The sequence below is a fragment of the Aequorivita sediminis genome, assembly GCF_032080575.2.
Lineage (GTDB): Bacteria > Bacteroidota > Bacteroidia > Flavobacteriales > Flavobacteriaceae > Aequorivita > Aequorivita sediminis.
Genome location: NZ_JAVLSO020000010.1, coordinates 56371 through 80162, shown reverse-complemented (window position 1 = coordinate 80162; position 23792 = coordinate 56371). Strand labels below are relative to the sequence as shown.

Sequence of the window (23792 nt, the reverse complement as noted above, 5' to 3'; positions counted from 1 at the left end):
TTTTTTTGTAAGCCTTTTAGATCTGGAGTTTTTAAATCTTTTTTTGCTCTAAACTGACAGCGTGGGTGGTGATTGCAGCGTTACCCAAGTAACCCCACAAGAACCGTTTTTACTCCTTAAACCGCCTTCATTTTTTATCAACCTTATAGATCTGGAGTTTTTAAATCTTTTTTTGCTCTAAACTGACAGCGTGGGTGGTGATTGCAGTGTTACCCAAGTAACCCTGCAAGAACCGTTTTTACTCCTCAAGCCGACTTTCTTTTTTTGTAAACCTTTTAGATCTGGAGTTTTTAAATCTTTTTTTGCTCTAAACTGACAGCGTGGGTGGTGATTGCAGTGTTACCTAAAGTAACCCTGCAAGAACCGTTTTTACTCCTCAAGCCGCCTTTCTTTTTTATAAGCCTTAAAGTATTGGAGATGATTAAAACTTCTTTTGTACTAAACTTTGCGTGGGTGGTGATTGCAGCGTTACCCAAGTAACCCTGCAAGAACCGTTTTTACTCCTCAAGCCGCCTTTCTTTTTTTGTAAGCCTTATCATTACTGGAGGTGATTAAAACTCGTTTTGCCCAAAATTAAGCGTGGGTGGTGATTGCAGTGTTACCTAAAGTAACCCTGCAAGAACCGTTTTTACTCCTTAAGCCGCCTTTCTTTTTTTATAAGCCTTATCATTACTGGAGGTGATTAGAACTTATTTCTGCCCTAAATTGAGCGTGGGTGGTAATTGCAGTGTTACCCAAGTAACCCCGCAAGAACCGTTTTTACTCCTTAAGCCGTCTTTCTTTTTTTGTAAGCTTTGTTATTACTGGAGGTGATTAGAACTTATTTTTGCCCTAAACTGAAATACCCTACACCCCCACAGCGTGGGTGGTAGGGGCGGTGAGCTAGAAAATTAAAATATGGTTAGAATCTTTATTGTCACCTCTGCCGTTTCTATCACGAATAGTCTATTATGTTTGAAAAGATTCACTTAAACATTATTAGACTTATTGTAAATCAAGGATTAATTATTCTACTATAATCACAGAATAATTCACCTAAATCCATTATATTTTATATTTCATTCCAACTATCTACCTCATATCGATTAAAGCTTGTAAAACTGCTATGAACTCAATAATTATTTTAAGGCTAGACTATTATTGATGCAACCTATAACCTCTAGATTTTAATTTCCAATTTTGTTTCCACACTATATTCATTATATTTAATAACATAAATACACTAATCTCCTCCACAATTTTTTAGTTATGATTGAGAATCCTGAAATCGATCTGGCTTGGAACTTCGTCAATTATACCGATAGGAATATTTTTCTGACCGGGAAGGCTGGGACGGGAAAAACTACGTTTTTACATAGATTAAAAACAGGTTCCTTAAAGAGAATGACAGTTGTAGCACCTACCGGAGTGGCGGCTATCAACGCAGGAGGGGTGACTATTCATTCTTTTTTTCAGTTGCCATTTGGTCCCATCTTGCCCGAGTCTGCAAATAAGAAAAGCAATTCTTTCTCTAAAAAATTCAGTAAAAAGAAAATCAATATTATTAAGTCTTTAGATTTGTTGGTTATTGATGAAGTAAGTATGGTGCGTGCCGATTTACTCGATGGCATAGACCAGGTTTTGCGCAGGTTTAGAGATAGAAGCAAACCTTTTGGCGGCGCCCAACTTTTGATGATTGGCGACTTACAACAACTTTCACCAGTAATAAAATACGATGAATGGCAGCTTTTAAAACAATACTACAGTACAGGATTTTTCTTTGGAAGTAACTCTTTTCAGGCCTCGAATACGCTTACCATTGAATTGAAGCACATCTACAGACAGGAAAGTGAGAGTTTTATAAAAGTATTGAACGAAATTAGAAATGACTCTTTAACTCACGAATCCTACGAAACACTCAACAAACGGTTTATTCCCGATTTCTCTGCTCAAGACGGCGCTGGGTATATTACTTTAACTACCCACAATAATAGAGCCGACAGAATAAATTCTGCAGAATTGAAAAAGCTAGAAACGAAAAGCTTTATTTACGACGCAGAAGTAGATGGAAAATTTCCCGCATATACCTATCCCACTCATTCAGAGCTGGAGCTAAAGGTAGGAGCCCAAGTTATGTTCGTTAAAAATGACAGCTCTCCGGAAAAGCGATATTTCAACGGAAAGATTGGGACTGTGGTCGATTTAGACGAAAATGAAGTGCTAGTGCGATGTCCCGGCGATGATTTTGATATTGTTACTATTCCAGAAATATGGAAGAATATTCAATATTCCATCCATCCAGAGACAAAGGAAATATTGGAAGATGAAATGGGTTTATTTAAACAAATTCCGCTGCGTTTGGCTTGGGCTATAACTATTCATAAAAGTCAGGGGCTCACTTTTGAAAAAGTAATTATCGATACACAAGAAGCCTTCGCCCACGGACAAACCTATGTAGCTTTAAGCCGGTGCAAAACTTTGGAAGGAATCGTTCTAACCGGTCCGTTCTCCCAAAAAAGCATTATCAACAACCTGGAAGTTGCTTCCTTTTGTAAAAATGCCGAAGAGAACCAGCCAGATTCTTCTATTTTGGAAATTTCGCAGATAGCGTATCAATTTAACTTGATTAACGACATTTTCAATTTCCATGCTTTTTTGCATCCAGTTAGTAGAATTTTAGATATCTATTTTAAAAATAACGGCAGCATTAATGGTAATCTACTCGATCAATTAGGCATTTTAAAAGAAAAAGGTGTGACCAAACTTTTAAAGGTTAACACGAATTTCCAAAATCAGTTAAAACACTTAAGTGAACACGAAGCTCCAGAAGGTAATGTTAAGTTACAGGAACGCTTTAAAAAGGCGATTTTTTATTTTGAAAAGCACTTGCAAGATTTTGTTATACAACCTTTATCAGATTTAAATTTTACCACAGAAAACAAAGCAATTAATGAAGATATTTCAAAACAGCTTAATAATTTGGAGGAATTGATAGCTGTAAAACAGTATTGCTTTAAAGGTTTAAAAGATGGTTTCAATACTTCTAAATACCTCGATTTGCGGGCTAAAGCTTCACTACAGGAAGTAGAAAAACCAAAACGCAAAAAATCGGACTTTTTCGCTTCAACTGACAATTATAAATTATTTGAATTGCTACGAGAACTCCGCACCATGTGTTCGGAAGAAGAAGTTATTCCGCCCTATCAAGTTTTTACCCAAAAAGCGCTTTTTGAAATGTGCGAAGTATTGCCAACAGACGTAAAGCAATTGCAGCAAATATCGGACATTGGAAAAGTTCGACTTAAAAAATACGGTGCGGCAATCTTGGAAGTAATTAATAAGTACTGTGAAGAAAACGCAATAGAGTCAAAAAATGAAACGAAATTGGTTCCTAGAAAAAGTGAAACACAACAAATCTCTTTCAAGTTATTCAAATCTGGAATGAGCATTGCTGAAATTGCTAAAGAACGAGGTTTTACCGTGGGTACTATTGAAAGGCATCTCAGCGCTTTTCTTCTTACGGGTAAAATAAACATTACTGAATTAATGTCTAAGAATAAGTATCTCGAACTCAAAAGAATAATGGAAACCGAAGACTACAAGGGTTTCGGCGATTTAAAAAGCAAAATTGATGATAAGTTCACTTATGGCGACTTACGAATGGTAGCCAATGCACTTCAATTCGAGAAAGACGGGAAACCTCAAGGCAATACTTCTGAAGTACATTAAATAAAATAAGCAATGATCACCGCTAGGATTACTGCTGTCATTTTGGAGAGATTAAACTTATGGTTTTTAGAACTTTCAAAAAGAATTGTTGTTGAAACGTGTAAAAAGATCCCTATTACTATCGCTGTTATTGGTGTTTCATACTTATGGAAGAAATCGTAATGAGTCGAGAGATAGTTTCCAAGAGGCGTCATTAAAGCAAAAAAGAATAGAAATAACAATGTAGTCGATCTTTTATAGCCAGCGGTAATAAAAAAGAAAGATAGAATAATGGCAACAGGCACTTTATGAATAATAATAGCCGTTAGTAAATTGTTTTCTTCCGAAATTGGAAAACCTTCCATAAAGGCATGTATGCCTAAACTTATAAAGAGTATCCAAGGGAAATGTTTGTTTTCGGAATGCAAATGAATATGTCCATGTTCGGCCCCCTTTGAGAAAAATTCTAAAAATAGCTGCAAAAGTATACCTAGCATTATATATACACCAATACTTTTAGAATGGTCTTCAAATACGTGTGGTAACAATTCAAAAACTGTTATGGATAAAAGAAATCCACCGCTAAAAGCTAGGAAAACTTCCATATTGCGCATTTCCTTTTTCTTCAAGAAAAGTGCGACTATGTAACCTATAACTACGGCTAAAAAAAGTAAAATATAATTCATTAGTTAAAAATCAGGATTAATCTTTCTGAGGTTTTTTCATCAAATTTATTGAGTTTGTAATCTCCAAAAACTGCTTTTAACGTTACTCCTGCCTTATCAAAGTAGTCTTTAAAGTCTTTTAGCCTTAAAGCTTTTACCCTTTCAGTAAATGAATAATCAATTCCTTGATCGTTAAATCGGATGTTTTTTATGATATAACCATCTTCAACATATTTTTCAATATCAAATAAGATTCCACCAATTTCTTTTTTTTCTGAAGGAATTAATTTTTTAATAGCCAGATCGACGTTTAAAAAGTCTATAACTCCGTGTCCATTTGGTTTTAGCTCATATTTTATTGCTTTAATTGTTCTTAAGTTATCTTCTTCTTTTTCAAAATAACCAAAACTTGTATAAAGATTAAATACAGCGTCAAACTTTTTTGGATATGGTAAACACATATTGTGAACTTCAAAATGGAGTCTGGGTTTTTCGTATTGTTTAGCGTAAGCAATGCTTTCCTCAGAAAGATCTACTCCTGTTACATTAAAACCTTGTCGATATAAGTATTTTGAATGTCTGCCTTTCCCGCAGGCTAGATCTAAAATACTGTCATTCTTTTTTAATTTTAAATATTTAGTAAGCGTGTTCATAAACAACGCCGCTTCTCTGTGATTTCTATCTTTATATAAAATATGGTAATATGGCGTGTTAAACCAGGAAGCGTACCAATTGTTTTTTTCTTTTTGCATAGTTATCGTTTCACACTGCTAAAATACTGTATTTTTGCAGTAAAACTGATTATATATTATGGGAAAGAATTTTAAAATGGTAGCTAAAACCCTATACGGGATGGAAGAGCTACTGGCTCAGGAACTTCGTCAATTAGGAGCGTCTTCTATTGAATTAGGGACCCGAAATGTTTCCTTTGAAGGAGACACTGGCTTTATGTATAAAGCTAACCTATGCTGCCGTACTGCAATTAAAATTCTGAAGCCAATAACAGCTTTTAATATTTTCACAGAAGAAGATTTATATAAAAAAGTTTATGAGATGCCTTGGGAAAACTATATGGACGTAAAAGGTTCCTTAGCAGTTAATGCTACTGTTTTTTCAGATGTATTTACACATTCTCAGTATATCGCTTTAAAGACAAAAGATGCTATTGTTGACCGTTTTCGCGATAGGGAAGGAGTTAGGCCAGATGTGGATTTAGACCACCCTACCTTACGAATAAATGTGCATATAGATCGTAATATCTGTACTATTTCATTAGATAGTTCTGGGGAATCATTACACAAACGTGGTTATAAAGTAGAAAGTACTCTTGCCCCGATAAATGAAGTTTTAGCTGCAGGTATTTTAATGCTATCTGGTTGGCAAGGGCAGTGTGACTTTTTAGACCCGATGTGTGGGAGTGGAACTATGTTGACTGAAGCTGCAATGATAGCCTGTAATATTCCACCAAACTTGAATCGTGAGGAATTTGGCTTTGAAACTTGGCCTGATTTTGATGTAGATTTATATGAGAAAATAGAGGAAGCAGCTCTTAAAAAAGTTCGTGATTTCCCGCATAAAATTTATGGCTTTGATTCTGATCCTGTTGCTATTCATAAAACTAAGGAGAATATAAAAAGTGCAAATCTTCAAGAATTTATTGAGGTAAAACAACAAGATTTTTTCGAAAGTGAAAAACAAGGCGAAAAGTCGTTGTATATGGTTTTCAACCCACCTTATGATGAAAGAATATCTGTAAATGATATTCAAGAGTTTTATAGCTCTATTGGGAATACTTTAAAGCGTGGCTATCCTGGAACTCAGGCTTGGATGATTACTTCAAATATGGAAGCGCTTAAATTTGTTGGACTACGTCCTTCGAGAAAAATTAAGTTGTTTAACGGAAAACTAGAATCCAAACTTGTACGATACGAAATGTATGAAGGAAGTAGAAAAGCGTCTAAGCAATAAAATTTTATAATAATTTCCTACTTAGGAAAATTTCCTTCACAAAATTTTAGTCTATTTCTAAAATATCGCCTTCTTAATTATTAGTGAAAACGGTTATTGGCTTAGGAATTAGTTAATGATTGAAGTTTCCTTTGAACATATTTTTTGACTCACTTCTCTTCTATAATTGAAAAGCAATTTTTTAACTTTACCTGACAATTTATTATATCTGCAATATCACTGCAAACTGGCTCAGCAATTACCTTAGGTTTTGGGTATAGAATAAAGTTCCCAAAATCTATATAACCCGCTATAGCTTTATTGCAACTTGGGCGCTTTATATAAAAAGGTTTTTATTATCTATTGCGAAAACCATAATTTATTCTTGTTTTATTTAAAAATAAATCGTATTTATGCATTATCATTACGAGTTTCTTAATTGAAACAGCAACCTGCCTAAACAGGCGAAGGTGCTAAAACGATGAGCCGGTCCAGGAAAAATATGTTATCCTACACATTTCATTTGTTTTTTTGTAATGGTTTAATTTTTTAATTAAATCTATTATGGAACATTTTTTATTAAGCAGAAAAAAGAGAGAATTGCATAATTTAAACTTCTTAGAAGTTTTTAAAAACTTGTCTGATGAAGAACTCATAGACAGCTATAAAACTACACTTAAAGCCAATATTGAGGGCGTACATTTACAATCTTTACATTTAATAGCTTTGGATTTAGCTATTATCAAGCGATTTAATAAAATCCCGATTAAATTAAAAAACACTGTCTTAAGAATTAATGATGGTTTTGAAATTTCAAATTTAAGCGTAGAGAAAAAAGACCCAAAAATTCAAATCGCCAAGGAGATAAAGAAAATGTTTTCTACACAAACAGAAACTGAGTCTCAGGTAATTGTTGATATCGATTTGGGACCATATCGCGATGTTCAAAGAATGCGAATTTGGAATAACACTTACCTAAAATGCCATCAGACGGCAAGGAAGTCTAAAATGCTATTTAGCGAAAATATCGCAGTATATCCTAACTGGTGTTTTGTTAAGCCTGGGACAATTTTCTCGTTCACTTTAATCTTCGAAAACCTTCTTAAAGAATGCCTCTCCTTTGATTTAGTTGAAGATATACCAGAAATGGGTGGTTTCTTGTTTAACGGAATAAAGAAAAACAATTCCAACGTTTATCACCTACGGATGTAGAAAAGTTTAGGCAAGTTATAGCAGACTGAATCTATACGAGATGTTTTAAAGCAATTTAGATTGCGCTATACTAATCAAATCTCCTGCATAAACAAGAAGTTTACTAATACTCTACAATTATATAACCTATAAAAAGGGTAGTACCATAAAAGAGTATTTATCAACCAAAATCACAACAACTAATAATTAATTAAGAATATGAATCCCACTAGTGTTAAATTAAGCAATTCAAAAACCTCACAACTAATTGAAGTGCTTTTCTCTTCTATAGAAAAAGATACCATTGATGAATCAGAAATCATTACCCAAGATAAATTTCCTTATTTATTATGCTTACCGGCTGAGAATGTCGTGGCTTTATTAGATTTCACAGATGTTTCACCCTATGTGATTTGGTATTTTGATGAAAAACTTAACTTCTCTGGAAAAGGGTTTAGTTTGAATTTGGGTAAAGGTTATTGTAGAATACAAATTCGTACTAAGTATATGGTATTGTGGAATAGAGAAAGCCAATATTGTAAAGATTATGAGGCATTTAAATGTGAAAAAATTAATTTGATGGAATAAAGTTGAATTTATGAGAAATAATAATAATACATTAGAAAATAGGCATGAGTTTCTAGATAACGACCAGATGCCCATTGTCTTTTCAAGTCTAATAATAAATGTAGCGTCGGTCAACAAGAAGTTTGGAACATTGAAAGACTTTATATCAAATTTTGATTTAAATGGACAGACTAATGGGAAACTATTAATTTTAGCTGAAATGGCCTCTCCACCGTACAACCTTTTGCAAATTGTTGAAAATCAGCTTTGTCCCTTGGGGTTCGTAAATAAACGGGATTATGTATTTGCTGATGAAGAGTTAATACATGGTGCTGAAGATATATCTACACCTTACCTTAATCAAGCTCATCCTGCTTGTAAGAATATTCCTTGGTTAGGAAGCTTGATTAAAGCGGATGGGAACTTCGTCTGGTATAAGGAAAAGGTTGAGAAGGAGGTTCGAGAGATTGATTTTCCAATCGTTAAATTTAATGTATGGAAAGAAATAGCTGTACAGAAACCAGAGCAATCTGTGTTAAGAAATATCAAAATGAAACATGGGGCTGTACCAGAATCTAGATTAAAGTATATGAAAAAACTGCTTGAACTTGACAATTCAGGGCTTATCGAATTGTTTAATACGTACGTTGGGCGAAGACATTTTAGTATTGAAATGCAAAGCGATATAATGCTACTTCAGGATGAGCTAATAAAAAGAGATTTAGATTATAGTGCTATATACAACGGTAAATCATTCTCCTTTGCCAAGAAGATAAAATTAGTGGGGAAAAAAGTAATTACTATATAGAAAAACAAACTTATGAAGCATAAACATCACATTGTGTTTTTTACCGGTGCAGGTATTAGTCAGGAAAGTGGTATTCCCACTTTTAGAGATAACAACGGACTTTGGTCTAACCATAAAGTTGAAGACGTTGCGTCTATGGAAGGCTTTAGTAAAAACCCACAACTTGTATTGGATTTTTATAATGAAAGGCGTAGGGCAGTTGAAAATGCTCAACCAAACCTAGCGCACCAGTTAATTGCGGAATTGGAAGATAGATATGAAGTTTCTGTCATCACACAAAATGTAGATAATTTACACGAAAGAGCGGGCTCTACAAATGTTTTGCATTTGCACGGTGAACTGACAAAATGTAGAAGTATTAAAGATGAAAATCTTATTTACCCGTACACTAAAGATATCCAAGTTGGTGATTTGGCAGCCGATGGAGGTCAATTAAGACCACATATTGTATGGTTTGGCGAAGATGTTACTGAAATTGAGAGAGCCATTACAATAGCTGAAACGGCAGATTTATTTGTAATTGTTGGTACTTCAATGGTGGTGCAACCGGCGGGATCATTGCTACTGTCTGTTCCTGTGGATGCTCAAACAGTTTATATTGACATAAAGCCTGATGTAGAGGAAGGTATAAATTTATTGGTAATTAAAGAAAAAGCCACAACAGGGGTAAAGCTGTTGGTCGAAGAGTATCTGCCTTAATCCTTGACACTTGTATTTTCAATTATTTTTTATTGTGAAGCCGGCGAGGTTACAGAAAATAAGTGATCTCCATGGGCAACAGTTCTGCAAACAGAAAACCACGGACTGCGTCCTTATTTTGTTCTTTTATTCCGAAATTTTGAGCGAGCTCAATTTCTTCATAAAATAACAAAACCACACCTAATGGCGTGGTTTTCTAAGTGATCAGTGGAGCCGGGGAGATTACAAAAAAAATGTGATCTCCATGGGCACCAGTTCTGCAAATAGAAAACCACGGACTGCGTCCTTATTTTGTTCTTTTATTCCGAAATTTTGAGCGAGCTCAATTTCTATATAAAACAACAAAACCACACCTATTGGCGTGGTTTTCTAAGTGATCAGTGGAGCCGGGGAGATTCGAACTCCCGTCCAAACGTGCAACCATAATGCTTTCTACATGCTTAGTTTTCAATTAGGTTTTCGAGAGATTGCCGGTCGAAAACTACCAACGCACTCCTTATCTTTACTTGAGTTTCACGATGCCATCAAAGCACTAGCATCGCTAGGTTTACTTTTACGAAGCCACTAAATCAACCGCCGCAAACCAAGGCCGTTGAGTGACTTCCTGCTTGCCCACCTTGTGGGCCGAGGCACATCCTACTATGATTCAGATTATGCAGCTAGGGCGTAGTTATTCTCGCCGTTTAAAAAGTGTGAAATATGATATTTACGAGCTATATCCCAGCGCTCGGCATGCTTACAATACAATTAGACCCGCTGTCAAAACCAGTCGGCCCCATTTATTTGTCAGTGATTCTTAGAGGATTAAAAGAAACAAACAACGTTTAAGCCACCTTTTCTCTATCATCTAGCTTCCAACAAACGTGCAAAGATACAAGAAATCTATTACATTTGCTTTCCTATAAATTCCAATACTCATTTATTCAAAAAACATACCAAAATGCCGATAACCTTTGCTATTATAAAAGAACGTAAGAATCCGCCAGACCGTCGTGTAGTTTTTTCACCTGAAAAATGTCAAGAAGTCATAAAAGAGTTTCCCGATGCAAGAATTGTCGTGGAATCTTCAGATGTGCGTATTTTTCCTGATGAGGCTTACCGCAATGCAGGATTCGACGTTTTGGATGATGTGTCAGAGGCTGATGTTATGCTTGGTGTAAAGGAGGTTCCAGTAGATGCCCTAATTCCTAACAAAAAATATTTCTACTTCAGTCATACAATTAAAAAACAGCCGTATAACCGTAAGTTATTAAAGGCAATGTTGGAGAAGAATATTGAAATGTTCGATCACGAAACTATAGTTAACAATTCAAATAGACGCTTGATAGGATTTGGTTATTACGCTGGTTTAGTTGGTGCATATAATGGATTTAGAGGCTTAGGTTTACGCGATAATTTATATGATTTACCTAAAGTTGAAAACTTGGCAGATTTAAATGCCGTAAAAGCAGAATTGGATAAAATTACCATCCCAAATATAAAAATTGTTCTTTCAGGAACAGGTAAAGTTACTAAAGGAGCAAAAAAGGTTTTGGACCATTTAAAAATTCGTGAAGTAAGTGATGAAGATTACCTAACTAAAGAATTTGATGAGCCTGTATATTGCTTGATTGATGTTTCTGAATACAATAAACGCAAAGATGGTGGAACGTTCAATAAAAAAGAATTTTATAAAGATCCATCTGGCTATGAAAGTGATTTTATGAAATATGCAAAAGTGAGCGATATGTTTATTTCTGGACACTTCTATGGAAATAATGCGCCCTATCTATTTACTAGAGAAGATGCTAGAAACCCTGAGTTTAAAATCAACTTTGTTGCTGATGTATCTTGTGACATCGATGGTCCTGTTGCTTGTACAATTCGCGCTTCAACTATTGCAGACCCTTTTTATGGATATGACCCTATAACCGAAAGTGAAACTAAGTTAGGAACTCCTGGTTCTATAGCTGTAATGGCTGTAGATAATTTACCTTGCGAATTACCTAAAGATGCAAGTGAAGGTTTTGGCGAAATGTTTTTAGAAAACGTGATTCCAGCGTTTTTTAATGACGATAAGGATGGAATTCTAAAACGTTCGCAAATGACCACCAGCGAAAGAAAATTAACTTTAAAATTTGAATACCTTAACGATTATGTAAACGGTGTTGAGTAGGTAATCAATTTTATAATTGCAAAAAAGATTAAGTTATTGAACGAGATAAAAAAACAGGAATTGTAACAGGAGCTGCTTCTGGCTTGGGGTACGAACTTGCTTTGTTATTAGCAAAGGATGGGTATGATTTAATTTTAGCAGATATTGATGCAGACAAATTGTTGCAAACTAAAAACAATCTCACTTCTCAATACGCTTCAGATATTCAACTTATTGTCAAGGATTTGAGTAAGAGTAATGTGGCAGAACAAATTTTTGAAGCTACTGAAGGCAAACCTATAGACGTATTAATCAATAATGCAGGTTTTGGAATATTTGGAACTTTCAGCAATACCGATTGGCAGCGTGAAATGGATATGCTAAACCTCCACGTGATGACTACAACCCATTTAACCAAGTTAGTTCTAAAAGGGATGCTGGAAAGAGGTGAGGGGAAAATATTAAATATGTCTTCACTTGCAGCATTTCAGCCTGGGCCTTTAATGTCGTTATATTATGCATCTAAAGCCTATATTCTATCCTTTTCAGAAGCTATTGCCAACGAATTAAAAGGTTCAGGAGTAACTGTAACTTGTCTGTGTCCTGGACAAACCAAAACATCATTTCAACAAGTAGTTTCAAACGGTGCAGATGCATCCAATAATAAAATCAACTTCAATATTGGATGTCCTAAAGAGGTAGCTAAGTATGGATATGAAGCAATGCACAAGGGCAAAGTGGTAGCTGTTCCGGGAAGAATTAATAGATTTTTATCTAGACTTCCTCGCCTTCTACCGAGACGTACTTCAACTGCCATAATTCGTAAAATACAAGAAAAAAACCGGGATTATTAGTGCTTTATTGTTATTGAAAATTAAATTCTTTTCAGATGAATTGGCTCTTCGTTTTGAACTTTAATTAGCTCAATAAAAAATTCTTGCAGTGATTTATAGGCTTCTGGAGCAAAACTTGGATTGTTCAGTTTTACGCTAAGTCTGATGTTTATTTTATTCCCTGAAACATCGTAAACCACTGAAAACTCGCCATCGTTTTCCGGGAGTTTTAGAATCTTATTACTAGGAACTTTTTCGATTTTATACTGATCGTTGACATCTATAGCTATTAAATAATTGTTTATTACTGGAAAACCAAAATCTATAGGGTAAAGTCTTTCTTTTTTCACAAAAGGATTTTCACCAAAATAGGTTTCCATTAAAAATGGATATAGAAAAAGATTATCTGCTACTGGTTGTTCGTTCAGCGTAAAATTAAATGTCTCTTTGTACGGCTTGTCTAAGTCTTTTTCATTTTCAATTTTAAGGTCTGAAATTTCCAAGCTTTCATTTCTACTTTGTTTCTTTCTGTCGATTATATCTTTTCTGTAATCGTTGTATTCTTTTCGCTCTACAACTGATACATATCCGGTAGACACTTGACTTGCTTTCCCGGTAAATAACCCAGATTCGTCTGCAGTAAGTTGCATATTTACATAATGTAGGTTTTTGTTAAAAGGGATGATTTTTTCCCAATAACTACCTTTGTTAAAGTCCATTAAACGTCCTTCTGTGCTAAGAGCGCGGAAGGGTAAAACGCCAAAGGGTGTGAATTTATCTGTAGCATCTAAAAAATATTTATTGCCTTCAATTTCTAAAACAACTATTGCATAAATAAAATCGGCAATTACAGGGTGTTGTTTGGTAGGAAGGGCGTAATCACGAGTGGTTATAAGCATAGTGTTTACAGTTAAACCAGCAGCATCAAGGGCGTTGTATAGAGCGAAATTAATCTCATGGCTGTTTCCAGATTTTTCATTAAATGCATCTTTAACGCGCACTTCTTCCGAATAACCATATCGCCCATTCCAATTCATATTGCTTTGAATGTAGTAGTAAATGTCTTTTGCCTTTTCCACCTTATCCTGCTTTGAAAATAGGGAAGCTGGAAGTTCATTTTTAAAAAACTTGGAATATTTAAGTTGACGTCCATAATCTTTATCGTATTGAAAATGTTTATCTACATCTTTCCATTCATTGGTATATCGGTGAACAGTTCGGTTAAAGTCTACAAATTCAATAAGCTCATATTTCATACTAGCTAAATAGTTGTCGGAGGAAAGCATAAACTTTTCCTCTTTTACGGCTGGTACATTTATCATAGCGTAAGTCGCTTTTTCACAATCGGCGTGAACATCAAAGCCTTCAATAGAGAAGCAGGCTTTAGATTTAATTGCGTCATTAATATATAAAGGTAGATTTCCGTAAAGCGTTCTATTGTATTTAAAATTACCAGGAATGTCGGTATACAGTTCTACATATAATTTTGGAAGTGGTCCTTGAAATTTCCAGCCTCGAATATTTGAAAAGTAAGTGGATTCTACTCGGTAGGTATATTCTAAAATACTACCATTCTGTATGTTTGGGAAAGTGAATCTTTTAATCGACCATTTGGGTGTTTCATCTGTAGTAAAAATATCCTTATCATTTACAAATGTCTTTACAGCACCATTATGGGTTATCGCGGTAATTTTAGTGACCTTCTCGCTGTTATTCTTTTTGTTATAAAAAGGTATTCTTACTGTCGCTTGATCGAATTTACTAATGTCAAACACTTTTGTCTTTACGTGAACCTCTTTAATTAGTTTTACATGATTATCCACTAGTTCGACATAATTTTTAGCGCTTTCAAAAAGAACAACTCCAGCTGCTTCAGGATCTTGATCGTACGAATTTATATCGAAGTCTTCGGAAGTGGGTTCGCCAAATACCGCAGTTTTTCGTGTTTGTGAAAATGTAAATGTGAAAACAAATAAAAATAAAATTAGGATGCTGTGTTTATAGTAAGGCATATTGGTATTATAAGGAATGGTTGGGTTATATTTTTTTTAAAATTATGGGTTCATCTTTCAGCATGGTAACCATAGAGCCAAAAAATTCTTTGAGTGCAGGGTAAGCTTCGGGAGCATAACGATATGAATTTAATTTCATATTAAAACGAATATTCACCTTGTTGCCATCAGCTATATAGGTTACAGAACATTCGCCATCATCACCTTGAAGTTTTATGCTTCTACTAGAAGGGAGGTGTTCGACCTGATATTCTTCACCTAAATCTATAGATACCAGATAGGTATTGGTAAATGGAAATCCAAAGTCTATAGGATAATATCGCTCATCCAAATTAAATGGGTTTTTAGAAATATAGGTTTTATTGAAAAAAGGATGAAGTATTACTTTGTCGCCTACTATTTCAGGTTCAACAGTTACCTCATAGTTCTCTTTAAGCGGTTTCTCAATATTATTAAGCTCCTCTATTTGAAAGTTTTCAATCTCAATTCCAGCGCTTTTGTTTTCTTGAGTTTTTCTGTATTCTTGAAAAGTTTCCTCTGCAATAGTATTTCGTTTTTTAAATCCTATATAGCCATAATTAGTCTGATTTACTACTCCTTTAAAACTTCCGTTTGTATCGGCTGAAATTTTTGAATGTGAAAATAGAATATTTTTATTATAAGGTTTTATAGGTATCCAATAACTGCCTTTGTTAAAATCCATTACCCGACCGTCAATGTTAAGAGCACGAAAAGGAATTATGCCAAAAGGTGCATGTTTATTTGTAGCATCTAATGATATAAACTCATCGTTTATCATTAGTATCGAGATCACATAGTTAAAATTTGAAAGTATTGGATAAACTTTTGTGGGTAAGCCGTTTTCACGTGTAGACAATAACACAGGTTTAGCTTTAAGATTTGCGGCTTCTAAAGCATTTACTAAAGATAAATTTATAGCAGATACACTTCCTAATTTATTTTTGAAAGCTTCTTTTACGTTTTCATTATAGTTAAAGTACTGTCCATTCCAAGTGTATTCATTTTGAATAAAACTATATACGGCCTGAGCCCGTTCTAGATCGTTTTCAATATTTAAAATATCTTTTGGTAATTTTCTTCTAAAATAGTTTTTTTGAACAAGTTGATCACCAAAATCCTCGTCCTCTTTAAATAGCTTATCTATATCATTCCAATCTCGGGTAAAAACTTGTTTTTTCCATTCAACATTAAAACTCTTAAATGATACTGGTTCGTATACAATTCTTGAAACGTAATTTTTTTTTCCAAGCATATATTCTTCTTCGCTAAAAGAAGGAACGTTCTCCATTGAGAATAAGTGAACTTCAGAATCAACTCTCTTATCATTTGGAAGCTTAAAACCATTCTTTTTGAGGGTCGTGTTGTTAATTACTAATTGCTGATCACCATACAATATACGGTTATACTTAAAATTGACAGGCATTACTGTTTGAAACAAACTATAAATTGTAGGTAGTTCATGTTGAAACTCCCACCCCTCTAGGTCATAAAAAAACGGAGTTAATTTTGTGTATTTGTATTCTAAAATACTTCCATCTTGAACATTTGGAAAGGTGAATTTTAATGATTTTCTAGAATTAGACTTCTCTACAGTAAAGAATGCGCTTTCGGGAACATGGCTTTGGTCGGGGCCATTGTGAGTAATGGCTTCATATTCTAAAACTTCTTCTTTATACCTGCCATTTCCTTCATAATAAGGTATAGTTACATCTGTATAGTTAAACTTTTTAGCATTTAAAACTTTAATTTTTCTATAAACTTCTTTAACAAGATAAATGCCAATTCCAACAGATTTAGCGTAATAGTTTCCCGATTCATATAAAATCACACCTGGAGAATCAGGTTCAGGATTATATTTATTTATTGCAAAATCATGACTAGTGGGTTCTCCAAATTTTTTGTAACGTGGACTTTGAGCATGCAAGGAATAAAAGCTTAGAAGTAAAACTAGAAAAAAGACCCTTTCAGATTTCATAAAATTAATAACAGATATCCTTCGCAAAATAAAATATTTATTACTGCTAAAAAACTTTTTCAGTGGTTTTAAGGGAAAAAGGTGCTATCCAGAAAAAGTATTTTACCCTAACAATTAAAACTCTAAAAGTGTTTTAGATAAAGTAATACGAAGTTTTAAGCGTTTTAAAATTAATGACTTATGTTTCTTTTTGTCTATTTAATATAAAAAACTCTCATTTTTTTCAAAATAGGGGGATTTCCCCCTTGTAGCGCGTTTACAAAAGTTACATCTTTGTACCACTAGACATTAATTGGGGAGTTAATATGTAGTATTCTAAAAAAAGGTTGTCTTTAATAGGCAGCCTTTTTTATTTTAAAACTTCGCGTTTGATTTTAAAGGAATGTTTTGTTGCTCAATGAAAGTAGGTCCGTAAAAATAATATCGGAGTGAATCTAACAAATATCTTTCTTCTTGTTTATATCTACCGAGTGAAGCAGGGATCTCTTTGTATATTTTTTCATTAAAATACTGAAAATCAGAGGTTAATTGGAAATTTAGGGGGATTTACCTCTTGTTTTGTATGTGTAATTAAACTGATATTTGAATACTTATTTAATTGGGGAGTTATTAAGTATCATATCTAAATTCTTATAGCTTAATTGTTACGTAGCATTGGATATAAAATGTAAGAGTCTTTTTTATAAAGATTTTTAGCCAAAAGTGCCCTACCAATTTGAGGAGATGGTAGGGCGCTTTATTTTATTTATAAATTATGTATAGCTTCTGCAGCTAATCCTTATTCTTAAATAGGAATACAGTTATAGTTGGTTAATTGTTTTTCTAATCGCTACAAGATCTGATAGCAATTTTTCAAGCAAATTTAGATTTAACATATTGGCACCATCGCTTTTTGCATTTGCAGGGTCGAAGTGGGTTTCAATAAATATTCCATCTACGCCAGTTGCAATTCCAGCCTTTGCAATTGTAGAAATCATTTCTGGGCGTCCACCTGTAACTCCAGCCGATTGATTTGGTTGTTGTAAACTGTGAGTCACATCTAAAACTACTGGCGCGTATTGTTTCATAGTAGGAATTCCTCTAAAGTCCACAATCATATCCTGATAACCAAACATCGTTCCGCGGTCGGTAATAATTACTTGCTCGTTTTTGGAGTCGGTAACTTTAGTAACCGCGTGCTTCATGCTCTCAGGACTCATAAATTGTCCTTTCTTCAAATTCACAACTTTTCCTGTATTAGCAGCAGCCACAACTAAGTCTGTTTGACGAACCAAAAATGCAGGGATTTGCAATACATCAACATATTCCGCAGCCATTACTGCATCACTTACTTCGTGAATATCGGTAACTGTTGGTACATTAAAAGTGTTGGATACTTTTTTAAGAATCTTCAATGCTTTTTCGTCGCCAATTCCTGTGAAGCTATCAATCCTACTTCGGTTTGCTTTTTTAAAACTTCCCTTAAAGATGAAAGGGATTTCAAGCTTGTCGGTAATTTTTACAATTTTTTCGGCAATCTGCATTGCCATTTCTTCACCTTCAATAGCACAAGGTCCTGCAAGTAGGAAAAAGTTGTTAGAATTGAGGTGTTTTATATGGGGGATTAATTCAAGTTTCATATTTTATTTTTAACACTGTAAAGATAGTTATTTTACACTTCTGATATATTGCATATATTATTTGATGTTAATAATTGAAAATTAACTTGTTTGCTCAAATAAAAATAAAATGTTAACTTTTGTTTCTAATCCACTTATAAACACTACTTTTGCACCCTCCAAAAAAAAGGAGGAAGTTTATGAAAATTAAAAACATCGCCATTATTGCCCACGTTGACCACGGTAAAACTACCCTGGTTGATAAAATTATGCACCACTGTAGTCTTTTCCGTGAAAACGAACAGTCTGGTGAGCTTATCTTAGATAACAATGACCTTGAACGTGAAAGAGGAATTACTATTACATCAAAAAACGTTTCTGTAGTTTATAAAGACACAAAAATAAATATTATCGATACTCCTGGTCACGCCGATTTTGGTGGTGAAGTAGAAAGAGTATTGAATATGGCCGACGGAGTATTACTTTTAGTAGATGCTTTTGAAGGTCCAATGCCACAAACTCGATTTGTATTACAAAAAGCTATCGATCTAGGTTTAAAGCCTTGTGTGGTTGTAAATAAAGTAGATAAAGATAACTGTACTCCAGATGAGGTACACGAATCTATTTTCGACTTAATGTTCGAATTAGGTGCCGAAGAATGGCAACTTGATTTCCCTACTGTATATGGTTCTGCAAAACAGAACTGGATGAGTACAGATTGGCAAAAACCAACCGATTCTCTTGAACCTTTATTAGATATGGTTTTAGAACACGTACCTTCTTTTAAAGCTGAAGAGGGATCGCTACAAATGTTGATTACATCTTTAGACTTTTCTTCATTTACAGGAAGAATCGCAATTGGTCGTTTACAAAGAGGTGTATTGAAAGAAGGTTTACAAGTAGCCTTAGTGAAGCGAGATGGCTCAATTGTAAAGTCAAAAATTAAAGAAATCCACACTTTTGAAGGGATGGGCCGTAAGAAAGTTACGGAAGTACAACCTGGAGACATCTGTGCTTTAGTAGGTCTTGAAGGTTTCGAAATTGGTGATACTATTGCCGATGCAGAAAATCCTGAAGCACTACAAACAATAGCGATTGATGAGCCTACAATGAGTATGCTTTTCACTATTAACGATTCACCTTTCTTTGGAAAAGATGGAAAATTCGTTACATCGCGCCACATTAAGGAAAGACTTGAAAAGGAATTAGAGAAAAACCTTGCGTTGCGTATGCTGCCGACGGATAGTGCAGATAAATTTATGGTTTTTGGCCGTGGCGTTTTGCACCTTTCAGTTTTAATTGAAACAATGCGTCGTGAAGGTTATGAACTTCAAATTGGACAACCACAAGTTATCGTTAAGGAAATTGACGGTGTAAAATGTGAGCCAGTTGAAGAAATGACTATCGATTTACCTGAAACCGTAAGTGGAACCGCTATTAATATGGTGACCATTCGTAAAGGGGAAATGCTGAGTATGGAAGGAAAAGGAGACCGTATGGTTTGTAAATTCGTTATTCCATCTCGTGGAATTATTGGTTTGCGTAACCAATTACTTACAGCAACAGCAGGTGAAGCAATTATGACGCACCGTTTTCTAGAATACCAACCGTTAAAAGGTGGAATTCCAGAAAGACAAAACGGATCTTTAGTTTCTATGGAAACTGGAACAGCTATCCCTTATTCTATAGATAAGTTACAAGATAGAGGTAAGTTTTTTGTAGATCCAGGTGAAGATATTTACGAAGGGCAGGTAATTGGTGAAAACTCTCGTCAAGATGATATGACAGTTAACATCACTAAAACTAAAAAACTTTCGAACGTACGTTCTTCTGGAGCTGATGATAAAGCAAAGATTGTTCCTGCAATTAAGTTTTCATTAGAAGAAGCTTTAGAATACATTCAAAAAGATGAATACGTTGAGGTTACTCCAAACCACTTGAGAATTCGTAAAATTCACTTAAGAGAGGTTGATCGTAAGAGAAACAAAATATAATTAAAGGTATATAACCTTTTTATAAAGGACGTAAGACAATTGATTTTAGTTTTTAAACTAAATTCAAGTCTTATGTCTTTTTTTTTGGAACAATCTTTTTGCAAATGCATCAGACCTAATGTAAGCTAATGGCTATATTTGCAAAAAAAATATCTTAAGATTAATTCCCGAACTTTTATGGCCGAAATGCTTTTTAATCCTTACTTAGAATTAATTTTTGACGAACACTTTTGTTTTCTTACTGGAGATTTAACAAATGAAAAAATGTCGGTTTTCCCTCAGTGGTTAATGGATCATTTTAAGTTTGGAGATGAAAAGATTGAGATGATGGATAAAACCAAGTCTTATACGTATGCCGATTTGGAATTACCGTGTTCACCTAAAGTGAAAAAAGCTTTTGATGAATTAGACCTTAAAATTCAAGAAGCATACAAAGATGGCTATGAAGGAATGGCAGCGCTCGACGAGGAGCTTATTTTCCAATGGTCGGGTAGAATGGTGTATGGCCTGCTTTATTACGAAATGCTATATGAAAGGGATAGGCTATTACGCTTAGGCGAAGATTTTAAACTCTCGCTAGCGTTAAGAGAACGCTTTGGACAATTTCACCTAATGCTTCAATCTATTATCGAACCTGTTTCCTTTGTTGGAAAAAAACCTTGGAGTATTGCAATTTTCCCGCTTAAATATTCAGCAGATATTTTTAGCTATCGCGATGATGCTATTAACTTGATGTTCTCGTTTGGTGTAAATGGCTTCGGATTTATTGCTTGTTTGCAAGACGCTGGTATCATTGGTGAAAGTCAGAAAGATATTCTAGATAAAATGAAAGGAAACGTATTGCATCCTATTCAATTTGAAGAGTTATATGCACGTTTCCACTATTCCGACTATATTCTACAGTACAAGCCTGAGTTTAACATTGAAAGCGGCGAAAATGGGATTACTATTGAAGCGCTTCCAATAGAAGGTACTGCCGAAAAACCAATTTTTGGATTTTGGGATGAAAATATTTTTGCACAGTTGCTTTCAAATTATTGGAGTGTTTATGGTATAGAGCGAGAAGATATTCTCAGGTTTCAGAAACCTCCGCTAAGTTTTTTAGAAAATCCATATTCTAAAGAATTCATCAAACCAGAAACTATTACTTTACCTTTTTAGAAGCTCTTGAGTATTTAAATTATTACAACAAGTATTTAAGAAAAGCTGCTATTTTTTTAATCCTAGGATACTGAAAAATAAGCTAAACAAAATCACTTGCACGCCTAATAGCATTAGGGTAATTGCGGGGATAACGCTTCGAAGGGTAGAAGTGTTTTCTATATCTCCAAAATTTATTGCTTGCCAATCAAAATAGGCAGAAAAGCTTAGTATAATTCCAATTATCACTAGTATAGCCCCAACAATCAACCCTTTTTCTAAATTGATTAATTTAAAGAGTTTATCATATTTATTCGATTTTGGGAGTAATTCATTTTCTACAGTAAACACTTTAGTAAGGCCATAAAAAAGAATAAATTGAAAGCCAATCAATACAAAACCTGAAGTGAAGAGAAGTGTATGAACTCCAAAATTTACTGAGCCTATACTTACCGTTCCAAACAGTAAAAAGCTAGAAGTTATAATCCCAAAGATAAAAAGTAACAATCCTGGGATTAAAAAGAGCCAATTAGGACTATAAAGCACTAAAAACCGTAAATGTCTCCATCCATCTCGCCAAGTATTTAAATGTGGAGGGCGGGAGCGTCCATCTGGAGAGAGAATGGTGTTAACCTCAGTAATTTTTAAGTCTTTAAGGCTGGATTTTACAATCATTTCACTGGCAAACTCCATTCCTGTAGTTTTAAGCTCCATTTTGTAATATGCTTCTTTACTAAACCCACGCAGACCACAATGAAAATCTCCAATTTTACTTTTAAAGAATAGCCTTCCAATAAATGAGAGCACGGGATTCCCTAAGTATTTATGAAGAAAAGGCATAGCCCCTTTTTTAATACCACCTTTAAAACGGTTACCCATTACTAAATCATACCCTTCACGAAGTTTTATCACATAAGGCATCAGGTTGCTAAAGTCGTAACTGTCATCAGCATCACCCATAATTACATATTTTCCATTTGCAGCTTCAATGCCCCCGCGTAAGGCGCTTCCATACCCTTTTTGAGGCACATTAACCACCGTTGCGTTTAAGTCGGTTGCAATTTTTTGAGAACCATCGGTGCTGCCATTATCCGCAATAATTACTTCCCCGTTAATATTTTCGCGTTCAAAAAACGATTGCGCTTTATTTATGCAAACTGCAAGTGTTTCAGCTTCGTTCAGACACGGCATTACTATGCTTAGTTCTATATTCATCTTGTGTAGGTTAATTTTTTAGAGAGTAATACTATAATAATAAATGCCATTGCAAAATTATAGAATACATACCTCATAATTGTATGAACTGCCACAGCTACAATTAATGCATTAGATAATATTAAAAGACTTCCAAAAAACAGTAAACCGTTTTCTAAATTAAATTTTTTCAAACATTTTAAGCCGCTGTAAATACAGATAATAACAAAGAAAATAAAAATAAATACCGAATAAAAGCCGTGCATTACACTGGTGTAATAAAGCGAAATATAATCTTTAAAATGTGCTTTTAAGAGTTCCGGAAACATTTGTTTCGCAGCTATTTCAGTATCTATAGCGCTTTTAAAGGGGTCGTTTTCATCTTTGTAATACTCCCTCCCTATATTGTGAAAACTTTGATTGCATATATAAGGAAAGTTATCGTGAAAAACTTGATATTTTTCGCTATAATCCCCTTCAACTTTGGAGCTCAATAACCCTAAACTATCTATGCGTTTATACGTTTTAAGAAAGATAGCTTTATGGGCTGGGTTTTCAAAAAGTGAACTGTCTTTTTTCTCTGAAATATATAGCGGAAGCGTAAGAGCATTTGTAAAAGTAAAGGGTGTAGTAATAAAGTGTTTATGAACTGCTTTTCTATAAGTGGCGTCTAGGGTGTTGGTTATAATAGGTAGTAGGATAAGCAACAGCAAATATTTTAAATGCGATTTTCTGAAAATATTCTTCTTGTGTTTCAGAAGCAAGAGGAAAATTATAATTGGAACGATAATTACAAACTGCCCACGAGTTAGTGCTAAAGCAACAAAGACGGCTGAAAAAAAATAAATTCTTTTTGTCTTCTCTCTAAATAGAAAGTCTACGCCGAAGGTTATTAATAATAAATATAGCGGATACGAAAGTCCTTCGGAAGCTAAGTTGTTTGCGGTAAGTAAGGGAGGAAATATCGGGAATAATAGGATTGCAAATAATAGCAACTCCAATACAAAGTTTAGTTTCAGTAAATTTGAGATGTTTTTAAAGAAAACTTGAATAGAACCTAAAACGAATAGTAATTGAAAAGCCACAACGGCAGTCCAATAATTATTGCCAAAAATAAATTCGAATCCTCTTAAAAACAGCGGGTAGATGGGGTATCGAAATACATCCAGATGCCAATAGCTTCCAGTGTCTGGCGAATATATTGGAGGTTGAAAAACAAAATATATAAAAACGCCAATATATAGTAATAGCCATAAAATATCCTTTTTTGAAACTTTTGTAAACTTTAAAGAATATTTCAATTAATTGGAGGTTTTAATATGTTATG

The 23792-nt window shown here is 34.3% G+C and carries 17 protein-coding genes, 1 other RNA gene and 1 riboswitch; of the genes, 10 read left to right on the top strand and 8 right to left on the bottom strand.

Annotated elements, in window-relative coordinates; all coding sequences use genetic code 11:
* The first annotated feature begins 1248 nt into the window (after positions 1-1248).
* A complete protein-coding gene (locus tag RT250_RS12620) occupies positions 1249-3708 on the top strand; it encodes a helix-turn-helix domain-containing protein (protein ID WP_313115164.1) in 2460 nt (819 codons plus the stop codon).
* Here RT250_RS12620 and RT250_RS12615 read toward each other — a convergent pair.
* Both RT250_RS12615 and RT250_RS12610 read right to left on the bottom strand, forming a co-directional pair.
* On the bottom strand, positions 3705-4373 hold the full coding sequence (locus tag RT250_RS12615) for a ZIP family metal transporter (RefSeq protein ID WP_313115163.1): 669 nt from the start codon (positions 4371-4373) through the stop codon (positions 3705-3707). The two genes, RT250_RS12620 and RT250_RS12615, sit on opposite strands and share 4 nt — an antisense overlap.
* Entirely contained in the window at positions 4373-5104 is a 732-nt protein-coding gene (locus RT250_RS12610) for a class I SAM-dependent methyltransferase (RefSeq protein ID WP_313115162.1), read from the bottom strand. Before RT250_RS12610 ends, RT250_RS12615 begins: the two co-directional genes overlap by 1 nt.
* A gap of 58 nt (positions 5105-5162) precedes the next feature.
* On the opposite strand from RT250_RS12610, the gene RT250_RS12605 reads away from it, so the two are divergent.
* The 5 genes from RT250_RS12605 to RT250_RS12585 all read left to right on the top strand — a co-directional run bounded on the left by RT250_RS12605 (position 5163) and on the right by RT250_RS12585 (position 9564).
* Positions 5163-6320: a THUMP domain-containing class I SAM-dependent RNA methyltransferase gene (locus RT250_RS12605; RefSeq protein ID WP_313115161.1), complete on the top strand. Its 1158-nt coding sequence runs from the start codon at positions 5163-5165 to the stop codon at positions 6318-6320.
* 395 nt (positions 6321-6715) lie between these two features.
* A riboswitch (SAM-I-IV-variant riboswitch) is annotated at positions 6716-6811 on the top strand.
* A gap of 52 nt (positions 6812-6863) precedes the next feature.
* Positions 6864-7511, top strand: a complete 648-nt coding sequence (locus RT250_RS12600; protein ID WP_313115159.1) for a hypothetical protein — start codon at positions 6864-6866, stop codon at positions 7509-7511.
* Between the two features lie 198 nt (positions 7512-7709).
* On the top strand, positions 7710-8078 hold the full coding sequence (locus tag RT250_RS12595) for a hypothetical protein (RefSeq protein WP_313115157.1): 369 nt from the start codon (positions 7710-7712) through the stop codon (positions 8076-8078).
* A gap of 67 nt (positions 8079-8145) precedes the next feature.
* Positions 8146-8865, top strand: coding sequence for a hypothetical protein (locus RT250_RS12590; RefSeq protein ID WP_313115156.1), 720 nt, complete (start codon positions 8146-8148; stop codon positions 8863-8865).
* A gap of 12 nt (positions 8866-8877) precedes the next feature.
* The gene (locus RT250_RS12585; RefSeq protein ID WP_313115155.1) at positions 8878-9564 is read left to right on the top strand and encodes an SIR2 family NAD-dependent protein deacylase; all 687 of its coding nucleotides are present in this window, start codon (positions 8878-8880) and stop codon (positions 9562-9564) included.
* Positions 9565-9942: 378 nt separating this feature from the next.
* On the opposite strand, the gene ssrA is transcribed toward RT250_RS12585, so the two are convergent.
* Positions 9943-10341: a transfer-messenger RNA gene (ssrA, locus tag RT250_RS12580) on the bottom strand.
* Between the two features lie 169 nt (positions 10342-10510).
* Here ssrA and RT250_RS12575 point away from each other — a divergent pair.
* Both RT250_RS12575 and RT250_RS12570 read left to right on the top strand, forming a co-directional pair.
* Positions 10511-11719 carry an NAD(P)-dependent oxidoreductase gene (locus RT250_RS12575; RefSeq protein WP_313115167.1) on the top strand — a complete coding sequence of 403 codons (1209 nt, stop codon included), beginning with the start codon at positions 10511-10513 and terminating at the stop codon, positions 11717-11719.
* A gap of 35 nt (positions 11720-11754) precedes the next feature.
* Positions 11755-12552 carry an SDR family NAD(P)-dependent oxidoreductase gene (locus RT250_RS12570; RefSeq protein ID WP_313115166.1) on the top strand — a complete coding sequence of 266 codons (798 nt, stop codon included), beginning with the start codon at positions 11755-11757 and terminating at the stop codon, positions 12550-12552.
* Positions 12553-12572: 20 nt separating this feature from the next.
* Here the strand turns inward: RT250_RS12570 and RT250_RS12565 are convergent, their stop codons facing one another.
* The 3 genes from RT250_RS12565 to kdsA form a co-directional block, all read right to left on the bottom strand.
* The gene (locus tag RT250_RS12565; protein ID WP_313115154.1) at positions 12573-14543 is read right to left on the bottom strand and encodes a DUF3858 domain-containing protein; all 1971 of its coding nucleotides are present in this window, start codon (positions 14541-14543) and stop codon (positions 12573-12575) included.
* A gap of 25 nt (positions 14544-14568) precedes the next feature.
* Positions 14569-16539 (bottom strand): DUF3858 domain-containing protein, encoded by a 1971-nt coding sequence (locus RT250_RS12560; RefSeq protein WP_313115152.1) that lies wholly within the window; start codon positions 16537-16539, stop codon positions 14569-14571.
* A gap of 800 nt (positions 16540-17339) precedes the next feature.
* On the bottom strand, positions 17340-18158 hold the full coding sequence (gene kdsA, locus RT250_RS12555; protein ID WP_313115151.1) for a 3-deoxy-8-phosphooctulonate synthase: 819 nt from the start codon (positions 18156-18158) through the stop codon (positions 17340-17342).
* Between the two features lie 179 nt (positions 18159-18337).
* Here kdsA and typA point away from each other — a divergent pair, with 179 nt between their 5' ends.
* Positions 18338-20131 (top strand): translational GTPase TypA, encoded by a 1794-nt coding sequence (typA, locus tag RT250_RS12550; RefSeq protein WP_313115150.1) that lies wholly within the window; start codon positions 18338-18340, stop codon positions 20129-20131.
* Between the two features lie 177 nt (positions 20132-20308).
* Entirely contained in the window at positions 20309-21292 is a 984-nt protein-coding gene (locus RT250_RS12545; RefSeq protein WP_313115149.1) for a hypothetical protein, read from the top strand.
* A gap of 48 nt (positions 21293-21340) precedes the next feature.
* On the opposite strand, the gene RT250_RS12540 is transcribed toward RT250_RS12545, so the two are convergent.
* Entirely contained in the window at positions 21341-22486 is a 1146-nt protein-coding gene (locus RT250_RS12540; protein ID WP_313115148.1) for a glycosyltransferase family 2 protein, read from the bottom strand.
* Entirely contained in the window at positions 22483-23766 is a 1284-nt protein-coding gene (locus tag RT250_RS12535; protein ID WP_313115147.1) for a glycosyltransferase family 39 protein, read from the bottom strand. Before RT250_RS12535 ends, RT250_RS12540 begins: the two co-directional genes overlap by 4 nt.
* Positions 23767-23792: the final 26 nt, after the last annotated feature.